Below are 14,748 nucleotides of genomic sequence, written 5' to 3'. Positions count from 1 at the left end.
CGCGCGGTGGCCTTGGGGCGCCGCGGGCTCATGCCGCTTCCGCCATCGACACCGCGGATTCCATGTCCACGGCCACGATGCGCGAGACGCCCTGCTCCTGCATGGTCACGCCGATCAGCTGCTCGGCCATCTCCATCGCGATCTTGTTGTGGCTGATGAACAGGAACTGGGTGCCCTTGCTCATGCTCGAGACGAGCTTGGCATAGCGCTCGGTGTTGGCGTCGTCCAGGGGCGCGTCGACCTCGTCCAGCAGGCAGAACGGCGCCGGGTTCAGCTGGAAGATGGCGAACACCAGCGCGATCGCGGTCAGAGCCTTCTCGCCGCCCGACAGCAGGTGGATGGTCTGGTTCTTCTTGCCCGGCGGCTGCGCCATCACCTGCACGCCGGAGTCGAGGATCTCCTCGCCGGTCATGACCAGGCGCGCGTTGCCGCCGCCGAACAGCTCGGGGAACATGCGGCCGAAATGCTCGTTCACCGTCTTGAAGGTGCCGGCCAGCAGCTCGCGCGTCTCGCCGTCGATCTTGCGGATGGCGTCTTCCAGGGTCGTGATCGCCTCGGTGAGGTCGGCCGTCTGGGCGTCGAGGAACTGCTTGCGCTCGCGCGCCGTCGACAGCTCCTCCAGCGCGGCGAGGTTGACGGCACCCAGCGCCGCGATCTCGCGGTGCAGCCGGTCGATGTCGCCCTGCATGCCGGACAGCCGCACGTTGCCGTCCTGCACGGACCGGGCCACGGCCTCGAGGTCGGCCTGGGCATCGGCCAGCAGCTGGGTGTACTGCTCCAGCCCCAGCCGCGCGGCCTGCTCCTTGAGCTGCAGGTCGGTGATGCGCTGGCGCAGCGGGTCGAGTTCGCGCTCCAGCTGCAGCCGGCGCTCGTCGCTGGCGCGCAGCTTGGCGGTCAGGTCGTCGTACTCGCTGCGCTTGGCCCCGAGCGCGGTCTCGCGTTCGGACTTGAGCTGCAGCGCGTTCTGCAGCCCGGCCTGGGCGGCCGCATCGGTCAGGCGCGCCAGCTCGCTGCGCGCGCGCTCCTCTTCGGCGGCGATGCTCTGCGCCTGCTGGCTGGCCGTCTCGATGGCGCGCTGCAGCTCGCCCCGGCGGGCCTCCAGCGAACGCTGGGAAAACTGCGCTTCCTGGGCCTGGCGCTCCAGGCTGCGCTGCTGCTCGCGCGCCTGCGCGAGCTTGCGCTCGGCCTCGATCACGCGTTCATCGAGCTGGGCATGCCGCTCCTGGCTGTCCGCCAGCTGCATGTCGAGTTCCTCGAACCGTGCCTCGGCGGTCACGCGGCGCTCCTGCAGCTCCTCCAGCAGCGCATCGACCTCGGCCAGGTCGCCGGCGATCTGCTCGCTGCGGGCCCGGGTCTGCTCGGCCAGCTGCGTCAGCCGCAGCGTCTCGACCTGCAGCTCGTGGAAACGGCTCTGCGTCTCGCCCGCCTCGCGGCGGGCCGACACCAGGCGCTGCGAGGCATCGGTGTAGGCGGCCTCGGCGCGCACCAGCGCGGAGCGGGCCTCCTCGGTGATCAGCGCCTGGGCGCGCAGCTGCTTGTCGAGGTTCTCGATCTCCTGCTGGCGCGCCAACAGGCCGGCCTGCTCGGAATCCTGGGCATAGAAGCTGACGCTGTGCGCGGTGACGCAGTGGCCACCGCGCACGTAGATCGCCTCGCCGGGCTTGAGCTGGTCGCGCGCGGCCAGGGCTTCCTCGAAGGTGGCGGCGGTGTAGCAGCCGTGCAGCCAGTCGGCCAGCAGCGCTTTCTGCCCGGCATCGTTCAGGCGCAGCAGGTCAGCCAGGCGCGGCAGCGTGCCGGCCGGCTCGGGCGCCCCGGCCTGCGGCGGGCTGTAGAACGCCAGCTTGGCCGGCGGCGCATCGGCGGCGAACGCGCGGACCATGTCGAGCCGCGAGATCTCGAGCGAGCCCATGCGCTCGCGCAACGCAGCCTCCAGGGCGTTCTCCCAGCCCTGCTCGACGTGGATCCGGCTCCACAGGCCCTGCAGGCCGTCCAGGCCATGCCGCGCCAGCCAGGGCTTGAGCTTGCCGTCGGTGCGCACCTTCTCCTGCAGCGCCTTGAGCGCCTCCATGCGCGCGGAGAGGTCGCTCTGCCGGTGGGTCTCGCTGTTGACGGCCTGCTGGCGGGCCCGGCGGTCCTCGTCGAGTTGCGGCACCTGCTCCTGCAACTCGTGCAGCCGCGCGTCGGCAGTCTCGGCTGCCTCCTGCGCCGCGGCGAGCTGCGACTGCAGGTTGGCCAGCCGCGCCTCGTCGGGGGCGGCCAGTGCGTTGCGGTCGGCCACCAGGCGCTCGCGGCGCTGGTTCAGCTGCCGGCTCTGCTCCTCGATGTTGCGCTGGTCGGCCGCCAGCACCTGGATCTGCTGCTGCACCTGGGCCACGCCGGTGCGCTGCTCGGCCGAGCGCGTCTGCGCCTGCCGCAGCGCGTCCTCCAGGTCGGGCAGCGCGGTCGCCTGCTCCTCGACCTGGGCTGCCAGCAGCGTGGCCTGCTCCTCGGCGTCGACCGACTGGCCGGCGAGCGTCTCGAGCTCGGCCGCGGCGTCATTCTTGCGGCCGGCCCACTGCGCGGTCTGCTCCTTCAGCTGCTGCAGGCGCTGCTCGACCCGCTGGCGGCCCTCGACCACGAAGCGGATCTCGGCTTCCAGTCGACCGACCTCGGCGCTGGCCTCGTACAGCTGGCCCTGGGCCTGGTTGACCTGGTCGCCGGCGGCGTAGTGCGCCTGGCGGATGGTCTCCAGCTCGTTCTCGACGTGGCGCAGGTCGGCCACCCGCGACTCCAGGTCGTTGACGGCCTTGTCGCCGTCGGCCTTGATGCGCGCCTGGTCGACCTCGGCTTCGGCCCGCTTGAGGAACCACTGCTGGTGCTGCTTGAGCGTGACCTCGGACTGCAGCGCGTTGTAGCGCGCCGCGACCTCGGCCTGCTTTTCCAGCTTGTCGAGGTTGGCGTTGAGCTCGCGCAGGATGTCCTCGACGCGGGTCAGGTTCTCGCGGGTGTCGGACAGCCGGTTCTCGGTCTCGCGGCGGCGCTCCTTGTACTTGGAGACACCCGCGGCCTCCTCGAGGAACAGCCGCAGCTCCTCGGGCTTGGACTCGATGATCCGGCTGATCGTGCCCTGGCCGATGATGGCGTAGGCGCGCGGGCCCAGGCCGGTGCCCAGGAAGACGTCCTGCACGTCGCGGCGGCGCACCGGCTGGTTGTTGATGTAGTAGCTGCTGGTGCCGTCGCGCGTGAGCACGCGCTTGACCGCGATCTCGGCGAACTGGCTCCACTGGCCGCCGGCGCGGTGGTCCGAGTTGTCGAACACCAGTTCGACCGACGACCGCGAGGCCGGCTTGCGCTGGGTCGTCCCGTTGAAGATCACGTCCTGCATCGACTCGCCGCGCAGCTCCGACGCCTTGGACTCGCCCAGCACCCAGCGCACGGCGTCCATGATGTTGGACTTGCCGCACCCGTTGGGGCCGACCACGCCCACCAGCTGCCCCGGCAGCATGAAGTTGGTGGGTTCGGCGAAGGACTTGAATCCGGAAAGCTTGATGGAGTTGAGACGCACGGCAAGCCCAATGGACGGTCGGAACGGGAGCGCCGGCAGGAGCCGGCGCAAGTGGCCCGCATGATAACTTGCCCAACAGCAGCCGAACCCCAGCTCTGCAGGGGCGAACCGCTTGAAACCAAGGGTAAGAATGACGCCCATTCCTGAGCCACGTCGGGTAGACAGCTGGCATGGCGGGCAAGGTCTACATCGGTGTCTCGGGATGGCGCTACGAACCCTGGCGCGGCAACTTCTATCCCCGCGGACTGGCACAGGCGCGGGAACTGCACCACGCGTCCCGCCAGTTCAACAGCATCGAGCTGAACGGCTCGTTCTACTCGCTCCAGCGCCCCGCCAGCTACGCCGCCTGGGCGGAGCAGACGCCGCCCGGCTTCGTCTTCGCCGTCAAGGGCGGGCGCTACATCACACACATGCTCAAGCTGCGCCATGCGCAGGCGGCGCTCGGCAACTTCTTCGCATCCGGGCTGTTCGCGCTCGGCCCCAAGCTCGGCCCGATCCTCTGGCAGTTCCCGCCCAACCTGGGCTTCCACCCTGCGGTGTTCGAGGAGTTCCTCTCGGCCCTGCCCCGCACCACCGCTGCCGCGGCCAAGGTGGCGCTCGGCCGCGACCACCGCCTCAAGGGACACGAACTGCTCGAGCCACAGCATCGGCAGCGGCTGCGACATGCGGTCGAGGTCCGGCATCCCAGCTTCGTGGACCCGGCCTTCATCGCCCTGCTGCGCCGCTACCAGGTGGCCTGGGTGGTGGCAGACACCCCGCAGCCCTGGCCCCTGTACGAGGACGTCACGGCGGACTTCGTGTACATGCGGCTGCACGGCGCGACCGAGCTGTACAAGAGCAGGTACACCGGCGAGCAGCTGGACCGCTGGGCCGCGTGCATCGACGCCTGGCGGCGTGGCGGCCAGCCCCAGGACGCACGCCTGGTGTCGTTCGAGCCCCCGCCGGCGGCTGGCCAGCGGGATGTCTACTGCTACTTCGACAACACCGACAAGCTGCACGCCCCCGACAACGCGCGGGAGCTGATGGAGCGGCTCGGGCTGCCGCTCACGCCATCGGCGGCTGGCCGTTGGACGCCGTGACGCCGCCGTCCACTGGCAGGCAGACCCCGGTGACCATGGCAGCGTCCTCGCTGGCCAGGAACGCCACGACGCCGGCCACGTCCGCCGGCGTCGCCGGCCGGCCCAGCGGCATGCGCTCCATGAACTTCGCCATCAGGGCCGGGTCGGCTTGCATGTCCTCGGTCATCGGCGTGCGTGTGAAGCTGGGCGCGACGGCGTTCACCCGCACCCCGTCGCGGCCGTGGTCGAGGGCCAGCGCCCGGGTGAAGTTGATGATGGCGCCCTTGGACGCGTTGTAGAACGACAGGCCCCAGTCGGCGCCCAGGCCCGACACGGACGCCATGTTCACGATGCAGCCGCGCACCTTGACCAGGTGCGGCAGGGCGGCGCGGCAGCCATGGAAGACACCGCCGGCATTGGTGGCCATGGTGCGCTCCCAGTCCTCGAGCGACGCTTCGGTCACCTTGCCCTCCGGCGCGACGCCCGCGTTGTTGACCATCACGTGCAGCGCACCGAAACGGGCGACGGCGGCATCGACCAGCGCCTGCACCTCCTCGAAGCGCGAGACGTCGGTCACCTGGACCAGGGTGCGCTCGGCCGACAGGCTGGCCGCCACCCGGTCGAGCTTGTCGCGGGTGCGGCCCGCCAGGACGACCTGGGCCCCTTCGGCCGCGAAACGCCGCGCGATGCCCTCGCCAATGCCGGACCCTGCACCGGTCACCACCACGACCTTCCCCTGAAAACGCTGCATTCCTTGTTGCATGGCTCGAAGCTTCGGCTCCCCGGCGGCGGCCGGCCGTAGGTCGGCACCGGCGCGCTCCGTCGGACCGCTCAGGAACGCCTAGACCGAGGAGACCTTTTTTATACCGATGAGTTTGCATTTATACCCAATAGTTGTCACAATTCGTAAAACACCGGAGACGCCATGAACACACCCCTGACCGCCAACCACGACCTGCCCTTCGTGGTCCTCTCGTACGTGATCTCCGCCGTCGGCGCGTTCGTCGCCCTGACGGCCATTGCCCAGATGCGCAGCACCGCGGGTCGGCAAGCCCGGCTGCTCAACCTGCTGGCTGCGGCGGTGTCGCTGGGCGGCATCGGGATCTGGGCGATGCACTTCATCGGCATGCTCTCGCTGCGGCTCGGCATGGGCGTGAGCTATTCGCTGCCGGAAACCCTGGTCTCGCTGCTGGCCGCGATCGCCGCCTCCGGGGTGGCGCTTGGCTGGGTCTCGCGCAAGCGCAGCCTGGTGCGCCTGCTCGGCGGCGGCCTGATGCTGGGCACGGCCGTGCTGCTGATGCATTACCTCGGCATGTACGGCATGCGCTTCAACGGCTTCTTCCAGTGGTCGGCCGGACTGGTCGGTGCTTCCGTGGCGATCGCCTACGGCGCCGCCATCGCCGGTCTGTGGCTGGCGTTCTCGGCGCCGTCGCTGCCGCTGCGCACGGCCGCTTCGCTCGTGATCGGCGTCGCGGTCTGCGCGATGCACTACACCGGCATGGCCGCGGCAGGCTTCGTGTGCACCAGCCCGAATCCGGCGGCCTTCCCGACGGGCACCGGCCTGGTCACCTCGATGGAACTGCCGGTGCTCGTGACGACCCTGTCGCTCGGCATGACGGTGGTGATCGCGATCGACCAGTTCTTCCAGCGCTTCGGCTCGAAATCGCAGGCCTCCCTGCAACGCGCCCACCTGGCGCGGCAGGCCCGCTGACCCGCCTTCGGGAGCGCGGCCGGCACCGCGCCGGCGGCCCCCGGGGAGCCAGTCGGCCGCGGCTCCAGCCGCCTCGTCGCACCGGGCCGGCGGCACGCGTCCTCGCTCGGCGCCCCCCAGGGGAAAGTGCCCCCGGCGGCAACGCCGATAATCGCGGGCCATGAACCCTCTCCTGGCCCGGCTGCAGCCGTATCCCTTCGAGCGGCTGCGGCAACTGTTCGCCGGCGTGACACCGAATCCGGCGCTGCGGCCGATCAGCCTGGGCATCGGCGAGCCCAAGCACCCCACCCCGCCCTTCATCAAGCAGGCCCTGTCGCAAGCGCTGGAGACGCCCGGCAGCGACCTCACCGCGTATCCGCCCACGACGGGGACGCCCGCGCTGCGCGAAGCGTTCGCGGGCTGGTTGCGACGCCGCTACGGGCTGGCCGTCGATGCGGACAGCCAGGTGCTGCCGGTGAACGGCTCGCGCGAGGCCCTGTTCGCCTTCGCGCAGACGGTGATCGACCCCACGCGGCAGCCGGTCGTCGTGTGCCCGAATCCGTTCTATCAGATCTACGAAGGCGCGGCCCTGCTCGCCGGAGCGCAACCCTGGTACGCCCCGTCGGACCCGGCGCGCAACTTCGCCGTCGACTGGGCCAGCGTGCCCGATGCGGTCTGGGCCCGCACCCAGCTGCTGTACGTCTGCTCGCCGGGCAACCCCACCGGTGCCGTCATGCCGCTGGACGAGTGGCGCAAGCTGTTCGAGCTGTCGGACCGCCACGGCTTCGTGATCGCCTCGGACGAGTGCTACAGCGAGATCTATTTCCGCGACGAGGCGCCGCTTGGCGGCATGGAGGCGGCGGCACGGCTCGGACGCAGCGATTTCCGCCGGCTGGTGTCGTTCACCAGCCTGTCCAAGCGCAGCAACGTGCCCGGCCTGCGCAGCGGATTCGTCGCCGGCGACGCGCAGCTGCTCAAGGCCTTCGCCCTGTACCGCACCTACCACGGCAGCGCGATGGCCCCGCCCGTGCAGGCGGCCAGCGTCCTGGCCTGGGGCGACGAGGCGCACGTGGTGGACAACCGCGCGCAGTACCGCCGCAAGTTCGCCGAGGTCACGCCGGTGCTGTCGGACGTCCTGGACGTGCGGCTTCCCGACGCCGGGTTCTATTTGTGGGCAGGCGTGCCGCGTGGCGACGACACCGGGTTCGCCCGCGAGCTGCTGGCTCAATACAATGTGACCGTCTTGCCGGGCAGTTTCCTCGCCCGCGAGAGCGGCGGCCGCAACCCCGGCGCCGGCCGCGTGCGCATGGCCCTGGTGGCGGAGACCGCCGAGTGCCTGGAAGCCGCGCAACGCATCGTCCAATTCGTCCAGAAGAACTTCGCCTGAACCCTCCATGAGCCAACAGCTGCAACAGATCATCGACACCGCCTGGGAGAACCGCGCCAACCTGTCGGCCAAGGCCGCGCCCAAGGAGGTGACCGAGGCGGTCGAGCACGTGATCGCCGAGTTGAACAACGGCTCGCTGCGCGTTGCGACCCGCCAGGCCGTGGGCCAGTGGACGGTGCACCAGTGGATCAAGAAGGCGGTGCTGCTGTCGTTCCGCCTGAAGGACAACGCGATCATGAAGTCCGGCGACCTGGCGTTCTTCGACAAGGTGCCGACCAAGTTCGCCCACCTGTCGCCCGAGGAGATGGCGGCCACCGGCGTGCGGGTCGTGCCGCCGGCCGTGGCCCGCCGCGGCAGCTTCGTCGCCAAGGGTGCCGTCCTGATGCCCAGCTATGTGAACATCGGCGCCTACGTCGACGAGGGCACGATGGTCGACACCTGGGCCACCGTGGGCTCCTGCGCGCAGGTCGGCAAGCACGTGCACCTGTCCGGCGGCGTCGGCCTGGGCGGCGTGCTCGAGCCGCTGCAGGCCAACCCGACCATCATCGAGGACAACTGCTTCATCGGCGCCCGCTCCGAGATCGTCGAGGGCGTGATCGTCGAGGAGAACTCGGTGATCTCGATGGGCGTGTACATCGGCCAGAGCACCCCGATCTACGACCGCGCCACCGGCGAGACCAGCTACGGCCGCGTGCCCGCCGGCTCGGTGGTGATCTCCGGCAGCCTGCCCAAGGATGGCGGCCGCTACAGCCTGTACGCGGCCATCATCGTCAAGCGCGTGGACGCGCAGACGCGCGCCAAGACCAGCCTGAACGACCTGCTGCGCCCCTGATCCACGGGCCCAGGCGGGCCCGGGCGACACGAACAACCGAGGAGGAGTGTGCGATGAGCACGATGGAGCGGATCCTGCGCCTGATGGGCGAGAAGAAGGCGTCGGACGTCTACCTGTCGGCGCACGCACCGGCGCTCATCAAGATCAACGGGCAGTGCCTGCCGATCAACAACCAGCTGCTGCCGCCGGACGCGCCGAAGGCGCTGCTGGCCGAGGTGCTGCCGGCGCGGCGGATCACCGAGCTGGAGGAGACCGGCGAGCTGAACATGGCCCAGGCGATCGAGGGCGTGGGCAACTTCCGCTTCTCCGCGATGCGCCAGCGCGGCACCTACGCGGCCGTCATCCGCTTCATCGCGACGGACATCCCGGCGCTGTCGACGCTGAACGTTCCCATGATCCTGGGCGACCTGATCATGGAAAAGCGCGGCCTGCTGCTGATGGTGGGCTCCACCGGCGCCGGCAAGAGCACCACGCTGGCCTCCATGATGGACTTCCGCAACGAGCGCACGCCCGGCCACATCCTGACCATCGAGGATCCGGTCGAGTTCCTGTTCAAGAACAAGAAGTCGGTCGTCAACCAGCGCGAGGTCGGCAGCGACACGCAGTCGATGCAGGTGGCGCTGAAGAACGCGTTGCGCCAGGCGCCCGACGTGATCCTGGTGGGCGAGATCCGCGACCGGGAGACCATGTCGGCCGCGATCGCCTACGCGCAGTCGGGCCACCTGTGCCTGGCGACCATGCACGCCAACAACAGCTACCAGGCTCTCAACCGCATCCTCTCGTTCTACCCCGTCGAGGTGCGCCCGACGATGCTGGGCGACCTGGCCGCCGCGCTCAAGGCCATCGTGTCCCAGCGCCTGCTGCGCACCGTCCACGGCGGCCGCACGCCCGCGGTCGAGGTGATGCTCAACACCAAGCTGGTGTCCGAGCTGATCGAGAAGGGCGACTTCTCGGGGGTCAAGGAGGCGATGGAAAAGTCCATGGCCGAAGGCTCGCAGACCTTCGAGCAGGCCATCGCGCGCCTGATCGTCGACGGCATGGTCGACAAGAAGGAAGGCATCGCCAATGCCGACTCGCCGACCAACCTGCAATGGCGCCTGCAGAACGACTTCTCCCACGGCGCGGCCGACCGCGCCGAGGAAGGCGCGAGCGAGGACGACCTGGCGGACGAGCCGTCCTTCACCGAGATCACGCTGGACGTCAAGCATTGAAGACGAGCTGCGCCCGCTGCCGGGACCACGCGCGATGAAGGCCCTGTACCTCACCGAACAGCTGATCGCGCGCCGCTCGGTCACACCCGAGGACGCCGGTTGCCAGCAGTTGCTGCGCGAGCGGCTGGCCCCGCTGGGGTTCGACTGCGAAACGATCGCCAGCGGCCCGGAGACGTTCCGTGTCACCAACCTCTGGGCCAAGCGCACCGCGAGCCGGGCGGATGCGCCCACCGTGGTGTTCGCCGGCCACACCGACGTCGTGCCCACCGGGCCGCTCGACCAGTGGACCAGCGATCCCTTCGTGCCCCAGCACCGGGACGGCCGGCTCTATGGCCGTGGCGCAGCCGACATGAAGACCTCGATCGCCGCCTTCACGGTGGCCGTCGAGGAATTCCTGCTGGCCCGCCCGGATCCCGCCCTGTCCATCGCCCTGCTGATCACCAGCGACGAGGAAGGCCCCTCGGTGGACGGCACCGTGGTCGTCTGCGATCGGCTGCAGGCACGTGGCGAGCGGCTGGACTACTGCATCGTGGGCGAGCCGAGCTCGGTCGAGCGGCTGGGCGACATGATCAAGAACGGCCGGCGCGGCAGCCTCTCGGGCAAGCTCACCGTGCGGGGCGTGCAGGGCCACATCGCGTACCCGCAGCTGGCGAGGAACCCGATCCACCTGGCCATGCCCGCCCTGGCCGAGCTCGCCGCGATCGAGTGGGACCGCGGCAACGACTTCTTCCCGCCCACCAGCTTCCAGGTCAGCAACATCCACGCCGGCACCGGCGCCACCAACGTGATCCCGGGCACGCTGGTCGTCGATTTCAATTTCCGGTACTCGACCGACTCCACGCCGGACGGCCTGAAGGCCCGGGTGCACGAGGTGCTGGCGCGGCACGGCCTGGACGTGCATCTGGACTGGACCCTGGGCGGCCTGCCCTTCCTCACCCGCCCCGGCGAACTGGTGGGCGCGGTGCAGGAGGCCATCCTCGCCGAAACCGGCGTCCGCACGGCGCTGTCGACCACCGGCGGCACCAGCGACGGGCGCTTCATCTCGCGCATCTGTCCCCAGGTGGTCGAGTTCGGGCCGGTGAACGCCACCATCCACAAGATCGACGAACACGTGCGCGTGGCGGACATCGAGCCGCTGAAGAACATCTACCGCCGCACCCTGGAGCTGCTGGAGGCCGCGCCCTCTCCGCGCGCCTGACCGCGAGACCACGCTGCTGCTGCCCACCGACGTCGCCGACGCCGGCACGGCCGGCCCCCACCAAGCGATGACATTGATCGAACTGATTCAACAGGGCGCCGACCGGCTCACGGCGGCCGGCGTCGCCTTCGGCCACGGCACCACCAATGCCTTCGACGAGGCCGCCTGGCTCACGCTGTGGAAGCTCGGCGTGCCGCTGGACGCCCTGGAGGACCACCGCGACGACCCGATCGACGCCCGGTCGCAGCAACTGGTGCGCGCGCTGCTCGACGAGCGCATCGCCACCCGCCAGCCGGCCGCCTACCTGACGCGCGAAGCCTGGCTCCAGGGCGTGCCGTTCTACGTGGACGAGCGCACCATCGTGCCGCGCAGCTTCATCGCCGAACTGCTGGCCGACGGCAGCATCGACCCGTGGCTGAGCGAGCGCACCCAGCGCGTGCTGGACCTGTGCACGGGCAACGGCAGCCTGGCGGTGCTCGCGGCGCTGGCGTACCCGGACGTGCGGGTGGATGGCGGCGACCTGTCGCGGGACGCGCTGGCCGTGGCCGCCATCAACGTCGAGCGGCACGGGCTGCAGCAGCGCATCCGCCTGGTCGAGTCGGACGGGCTGGCCGCCCTGCCCGGCCCCTACGACCTGATCCTGTGCAATCCGCCCTACGTCAACAGCGGCAGCATGGCCAGGCTGCCGGCCGAGTATCGGGCCGAGCCGCCGCTGGCACTGGCCGGCGGGCCGGACGGCATGGACTTCATCCGCCGCCTGCTGGCCGATGCGCCCTCGCGCATGACGTCGGACGCCGTGCTCGTGCTGGAGATCGGCAACGAGCGACCCCATTTCGAAGCGGCCTTCCCCGCGATCGAAGCCGTGTGGCTGGACACCAGCGCCGGCGACGACCAGGTGCTGCTGCTCACGCGCGAGGCCCTGGAGCGCCCATGATCATCCTTCGCAATCTCACCTTGCGCCGCGCCGCCAAGGTGCTGCTCGACAACGTCTCGGTCACCCTGAATCCCGGCGAGAAGGTCGGCCTGGTGGGCCGCAACGGCGCCGGCAAGTCCAGCCTGTTCGCGTTGCTCAACGGCAGCCTGCACGAGGACGCCGGCGAGTTCTCGGTGCCGGCGCAATGGCGGCTGGCGCAGGTCGCCCAGCACATGCCCGAGACCGACGAAAGCGCGACAGACTTCGTGCTGGGCGGCGACACGGGCCTGATGGCGTTGCGCACCGCCTTGGCGCAGGCGGAGCTGGCCGACGACGGGATGCAGATCGCGCAGGCGCACGCCGACCTGGCCGACGCGGGCGAGCACGACGCCGTTCCGCGCGCGCAGGCGCTGATCCTCGGCCTGGGCTTCCGCGTGCACGAGCTGCACCAGCCGGTGAACAGTTTTTCGGGTGGCTGGCGCATGCGGCTGCAGCTGGCCCGTGCGCTGATGTGCCCGTCCGACCTGCTGCTGCTGGACGAACCCACCAACCACCTGGACCTGGACGCACTGGTCTGGCTGGAGGCCTGGCTGCAGCGGTATGCCGGCACCCTGCTGGTGATCAGCCATGACCGCGAGTTCCTGGACGCGGTGACCACCGTCACCCTGCACATCGAGAACCAGAAACTCACGCGCTACGGCGGCAACTACAGCGCTTTCGAGCTGCTGCGCTCGCAGCAGCTGGAGCTGCAGCAGTCGGCCTTCGCGCGCCAGCAGGAGAAGATTGCCCACCTGCAGAAGTTCATCGACCGTTTCAAGGCCAAGGCCAGCAAGGCCAAGCAGGCGCAGAGCCGCGTCAAGGCCCTGGAGCGGATGGAACGCGTGGCGCCGATCCTGGCCGAGGCCGAGTTCACCTTCGAGTTCAAGGAACCGGCGAACCTGCCGAACCCGATGCTGGCCATCACCGACGCCGCCTTCGGCTACCAGGCCGCGGACGGCGGCGCCGACAAGGTGATCCTGCGCGGGGTCAACCGTTCCGTGCTGGCGGGCCAGCGCATCGGCATCCTGGGCGCGAACGGCCAGGGCAAGTCGACGCTGGTCAAGACCATCGCGCGCGAGATCCCGTCGCTCGGGGGTGACCTGACGGAGGGCAAGGGCCTGCACATCGGCTACTTCGCGCAGCAGGAGCTGGACGTGCTCTCGCCGGACAGCAATCCGCTGGAACACATGATCCGGCTCGCGCGCGACGTCGGTCCGGCGGCGCGCGAACAGGAGCTGCGCAACTTCCTGGGCAGCTTCAACTTCACGGGCGACATGGTCGGCCAGGCGGTCGGCACCATGAGCGGCGGCGAGAAGGCCCGGCTGGTGCTCGCCATGATCGTCTGGCAGCGCCCCAACCTGCTGCTGCTGGACGAGCCGACCAACCACCTGGACCTGGCCACGCGCGAGGCGCTCTCGGTGGCGCTGAACGAGTTCGAAGGCACCGTGCTGCTGGTCAGCCACGACCGCGCCCTGCTGCGCGCGGTCTGCGACGAGTTCTGGCTGGTGGGTGGCGGGCGCGTGGGACCGTTCGACGGCGACCTCGACGACTACCAGCGCTACCTGCTGGACGAAGCCAAGCGTCTGCGCGAAGCGGCGCGGGCCGAGCACGCACCGGCGCCGGCAGTTGCGGCGCCGGCGGCGCCTGCCGCGGCCCCGCAGCAGCAGCGCAAGGCCGACGCGGCCGCCCGCCAGCAGGTGGCGGCACGGACCAAGCCGCTCAAGCGCGAGCTCGGGGACACGGAGGCGCGCATGGGCCGGCTGCAGGCCGAGAAGGACGCGCTGGAGCAACGCCTGGCGACGCCCCTGTCACCCGCCGAGATCGCCGATGCCGGCAAGCGGCTCAAGCAGGTGCTGGCCGACCTGGAGGCTGCCGAGGAGCGCTGGCTGGCGCTGTCGGGCGAGATCGAGGCGATGGAGACCGCCGGCTGACGACAGGAGCGCACCTGTCGCCGCAGGCGGCAGGCGGCAACGCTCAGTGGTTCAGGCGCGCGAGCTCGCGCAGCACTTTCTCGTTGTCCAGGAGGCGCGCGGCCAACCGCGCGCCATGCTGCAGCAGCCGGACGTGACGCTCGGCCTGGGACACCTCGCCCTCCGGGCAGAACGCGCACAGGGTGCCATGCAGCTGGCCGTCACGCAGCAGCACGTTCACCTCCAGCAGCCGTCCCGTGCCGCCGGCCCCGGCGGGCTGGCCGGTCGCGAGCGCCGCCGCCGGGCCGTGGCCGAGCGCGTCGACGACACGGAAGCGACGGGCGCCCTCGGTGAACTGGCGCACGAACACCACGTCCATCCCCATGTGCTCGCTTAGCATCGTCAGCACCACGTGGATGGCGTGCTCCGCTTCGGCCGGTCCCCTGTGGGCCGCTCCGGTGCGGGTCGGCGGGAGGGTCGGCGGCTCGGGGAAGATGGCGGCGGCTTGCATGGTCGGGTTCGAAGTGATGGGAATCCTACCCATGCACCTTCCGCCGGGTGTGCCGCCGCGTAACCGGACCGTGCGGCACCGAAACACGCGGACCGGTGCGTTCCTGCCCGCGCCTGGCCACGTGCCCAATGGCGGTGCGGCTCCGCAGGCCTTTGGCAGCTTCCGAGGCCGTCGCACGCAGCTGAGCCTTGGTTACGTTTGGAACGTCGGCAGCACAACAGCCGTGTCGGCGACACGACGCCCGCCAGACGGTGCGCTCGCCACGCGAGGCCGGCCGCCCGCACATCGATGCGGCGGACCAACGAAAAAGGGCAGGCCTGGAGGCCTGCCCTTCGAAGGGGTGGTAGGACGTACAAGATTCGAACTTGTGACCAACGGATTAAAAGTCCGCTGCTCTACCAACTGAGCTAACGTCCCACGCTCTTTCTGCTGGATGCCCGCGAGTTGCATGCAGC

The 14,748-nt window shown here is 70.1% G+C and carries 11 protein-coding genes and 1 tRNA gene; 8 read left to right on the top strand and 4 right to left on the bottom strand.

Translation table 11 applies throughout. From position 1 onward, the window contains the following. Nucleotides 1–28 precede the first annotated feature (28 nt). Nucleotides 29–3,544 carry a chromosome segregation protein SMC gene (gene smc, locus VFE82_RS08450; protein WP_324999811.1) on the bottom strand — a complete coding sequence of 1,172 codons (3,516 nt, stop codon included), beginning with the start codon at nucleotides 3,542–3,544 and terminating at the stop codon, nucleotides 29–31. 170 nt (nucleotides 3,545–3,714) lie between these two features. On the opposite strand from smc, the gene VFE82_RS08445 reads away from it, so the two are divergent. Beyond that, complete coding sequence (locus VFE82_RS08445) at nucleotides 3,715–4,623, top strand: DUF72 domain-containing protein (RefSeq protein ID WP_324999810.1); 909 nt, start codon at nucleotides 3,715–3,717, stop codon at nucleotides 4,621–4,623. Here VFE82_RS08445 and VFE82_RS08440 read toward each other — a convergent pair. Then, complete coding sequence (locus tag VFE82_RS08440) at nucleotides 4,589–5,365, bottom strand: SDR family oxidoreductase (RefSeq protein WP_324999809.1); 777 nt, start codon at nucleotides 5,363–5,365, stop codon at nucleotides 4,589–4,591. The two genes, VFE82_RS08445 and VFE82_RS08440, sit on opposite strands and share 35 nt — an antisense overlap. A gap of 162 nt (nucleotides 5,366–5,527) precedes the next feature. Between VFE82_RS08440 and VFE82_RS08435 the strand changes: the two genes are divergently transcribed. The 7 genes from VFE82_RS08435 to VFE82_RS08405 all read left to right on the top strand — a co-directional run bounded on the left by VFE82_RS08435 (nucleotide 5,528) and on the right by VFE82_RS08405 (nucleotide 13,803). Further along, nucleotides 5,528–6,313 carry an MHYT domain-containing protein gene (locus VFE82_RS08435; protein ID WP_324999808.1) on the top strand — a complete coding sequence of 262 codons (786 nt, stop codon included), beginning with the start codon at nucleotides 5,528–5,530 and terminating at the stop codon, nucleotides 6,311–6,313. Nucleotides 6,314–6,473: 160 nt separating this feature from the next. Further along, nucleotides 6,474–7,679 (top strand): succinyldiaminopimelate transaminase, encoded by a 1,206-nt coding sequence (gene dapC, locus VFE82_RS08430; protein ID WP_324999807.1) that lies wholly within the window; start codon nucleotides 6,474–6,476, stop codon nucleotides 7,677–7,679. Between the two features lie 7 nt (nucleotides 7,680–7,686). Beyond that, nucleotides 7,687–8,511: a 2,3,4,5-tetrahydropyridine-2,6-dicarboxylate N-succinyltransferase gene (gene dapD / locus VFE82_RS08425; RefSeq protein WP_324999806.1), complete on the top strand. Its 825-nt coding sequence runs from the start codon at nucleotides 7,687–7,689 to the stop codon at nucleotides 8,509–8,511. Between the two features lie 53 nt (nucleotides 8,512–8,564). Continuing rightward, on the top strand, nucleotides 8,565–9,722 hold the full coding sequence (locus VFE82_RS08420; RefSeq protein ID WP_324999805.1) for a PilT/PilU family type 4a pilus ATPase: 1,158 nt from the start codon (nucleotides 8,565–8,567) through the stop codon (nucleotides 9,720–9,722). Between the two features lie 34 nt (nucleotides 9,723–9,756). Next, a complete protein-coding gene (gene dapE, locus VFE82_RS08415) occupies nucleotides 9,757–10,920 on the top strand; it encodes a succinyl-diaminopimelate desuccinylase (protein ID WP_324999804.1) in 1,164 nt (387 codons plus the stop codon). A gap of 67 nt (nucleotides 10,921–10,987) precedes the next feature. Beyond that, nucleotides 10,988–11,854: a 50S ribosomal protein L3 N(5)-glutamine methyltransferase gene (gene prmB, locus VFE82_RS08410; protein ID WP_324999803.1), complete on the top strand. Its 867-nt coding sequence runs from the start codon at nucleotides 10,988–10,990 to the stop codon at nucleotides 11,852–11,854. Beyond that, nucleotides 11,851–13,803, top strand: coding sequence for an ABC-F family ATP-binding cassette domain-containing protein (locus VFE82_RS08405; protein ID WP_324999802.1), 1,953 nt, complete (start codon nucleotides 11,851–11,853; stop codon nucleotides 13,801–13,803). Before prmB ends, VFE82_RS08405 begins: the two co-directional genes overlap by 4 nt. 43 nt (nucleotides 13,804–13,846) lie before the next feature. Here VFE82_RS08405 and VFE82_RS08400 read toward each other — a convergent pair whose 3' ends face one another. Continuing rightward, complete coding sequence (locus tag VFE82_RS08400) at nucleotides 13,847–14,293, bottom strand: hypothetical protein (protein ID WP_324999801.1); 447 nt, start codon at nucleotides 14,291–14,293, stop codon at nucleotides 13,847–13,849. 341 nt (nucleotides 14,294–14,634) lie between these two features. Beyond that, nucleotides 14,635–14,710 (bottom strand) — tRNA-Lys (locus VFE82_RS08395). Nucleotides 14,711–14,748: the final 38 nt, after the last annotated feature.

It is taken from the genome of Ramlibacter sp. (genome assembly GCF_035655895.1).
Classification (GTDB): domain Bacteria; phylum Pseudomonadota; class Gammaproteobacteria; order Burkholderiales; family Burkholderiaceae_C; genus Ramlibacter.
Note: the sequence above shows the minus strand (reverse complement) of the source record. Positions and strands in the feature narration are given on the sequence as shown.

Coding starts and splice junctions, on each gene's coding strand:
- dapD (WP_324999806.1), top strand. CDS start 7,687: ATGAGCCAACAGCTGCAACAGATCATCGACACCGCCTGGGAGAACCGC.
- VFE82_RS08405 (WP_324999802.1), top strand. CDS start 11,851: ATGATCATCCTTCGCAATCTCACCTTGCGCCGCGCCGCCAAGGTGCTG.
- dapC (WP_324999807.1), top strand. CDS start 6,474: ATGAACCCTCTCCTGGCCCGGCTGCAGCCGTATCCCTTCGAGCGGCTG.
- VFE82_RS08435 (WP_324999808.1), top strand. CDS start 5,528: ATGAACACACCCCTGACCGCCAACCACGACCTGCCCTTCGTGGTCCTC.
- VFE82_RS08400 (WP_324999801.1), bottom strand. CDS start 14,293: ATGCAAGCCGCCGCCATCTTCCCCGAGCCGCCGACCCTCCCGCCGACC.
- VFE82_RS08445 (WP_324999810.1), top strand. CDS start 3,715: ATGGCGGGCAAGGTCTACATCGGTGTCTCGGGATGGCGCTACGAACCC.
- dapE (WP_324999804.1), top strand. CDS start 9,757: ATGAAGGCCCTGTACCTCACCGAACAGCTGATCGCGCGCCGCTCGGTC.
- prmB (WP_324999803.1), top strand. CDS start 10,988: ATGACATTGATCGAACTGATTCAACAGGGCGCCGACCGGCTCACGGCG.
- VFE82_RS08420 (WP_324999805.1), top strand. CDS start 8,565: ATGAGCACGATGGAGCGGATCCTGCGCCTGATGGGCGAGAAGAAGGCG.
- VFE82_RS08440 (WP_324999809.1), bottom strand. CDS start 5,365: ATGCAACAAGGAATGCAGCGTTTTCAGGGGAAGGTCGTGGTGGTGACC.